This window comes from Corallococcus sp. CA053C, assembly GCF_003611675.1.
Taxonomy (GTDB): domain Bacteria; phylum Myxococcota; class Myxococcia; order Myxococcales; family Myxococcaceae; genus Corallococcus.
The window spans coordinates 1-1,201 of the sequence record NZ_RAWA01000785.1 but is presented as its reverse complement, the minus strand read 5'-3'; the positions used below and the strand labels follow the sequence as shown (position 1 = coordinate 1,201).

The 1,201-nt window shown below is 74.2% G+C and carries 1 protein-coding gene; it reads left to right on the top strand.

Going from position 1 to position 1,201, the window contains the following annotated elements:
- Nucleotides 1-1,201: carboxypeptidase-like regulatory domain-containing protein (locus D7V97_RS43120; protein ID WP_147445265.1), on the top strand; the 1,201-nt coding region annotated here is incomplete at both ends.

The window sequence follows — 1,201 nt, the reverse complement described above, 5'->3', positions numbered from 1 at the left end:
CTCCAGGTGCGCGGCCGTGTCCAGGACGCCCGGGGCCAGCCCGTCGCCGGCATCGACGTCTCCGCCACCGTGGGCCTGCCGGGAGAGACCCTGTCGGAGCTGCCGTGCGACACGGCCAGCCCCGACACCGACACCCACCTCTCCTCCGCGGGCTGCACCTCCGCCTCCGCCTGGCAGTGGGCATTGGAGATGGTGGAGGCCCGCCGGGGCGGCGCCTTCGTGCTCTCCAGCACCACCTCCGCCGCCGACGGCACCTTCGCGCTGGAGGGCCTGCCCCAGGCCCCGGTGTCCCTCTGGGCGCTGGGCCCGAACGGCGCGGCCCTGGAGGAGGACGTCACCCCCGGCGCCCAGGACGTGACGCTGGTGCTCGTCCCCGGCCACCGGCTCTCCGGCCGCGTGGTGGACGAGGACGGCAACCCGCTGCCGGCCACCCGGCTGACCGTGGTGCACAACGAGAGCGCGCGCTACTTCGAAGCGCACGCCGACGCCGAGGGCCGCTTCAGCGTGGGCCCCCTGCCCGAGGCCGTCTACACCCTCGCCGCCTCCCACCCGGGGAAGCTCCCCATCTGGCTCCAGGACCTGGGGGCCGCCCTCCTGGAGGAGGACCTGGTGATGCACCCGCCCCGGCGCATCGTGGGCCAGGTGCTCGACGGTGAGCGGCCCGTCGTCGGCGCCACCGTGACGGAGCAGGACGGCGAGCGCGTCACCCTCACCGACGCGCAGGGGCGCTTCACCTTCGACGACCTGCTGCCCTCCGCCTACGCGCTCAACGCCGAACAGGGCGGTGAGCGCGCCTTCGAACAGGTGGAGCTGACGGAGCACGAGGCCGAAGTCGAGGTGACGCTGCACCTGGGCACCGCCTTCTTCCTGGACGCCACCGTGCGCGACACCGCGGGACACCCCGTGGCCGGCGCCTCGGTGGTGGCCCTCGGAACGGACGGCGCCGACCTGACCTACGGCATGGACTCCTCGGAGCTCCTGAAGGAGAGCGACGCGGAGGGCCACGTGCGCCTGGGCCCCCTCCTGGCGCGCCCCTATACCTTCAAGGTGTCCGCGGAGCGGCTGCTGGACCTGGACCTGGAGAAGACCGTGGCCCGGGGCGACCCGCCCCTGGAGTTCGTCCTCGCCCCCGCCGTCGTCGTGGAGGGACAGGTCACCGACGCCGAGGGCCACCCGGTGGAGGACGCCTCCCTCTCACTGC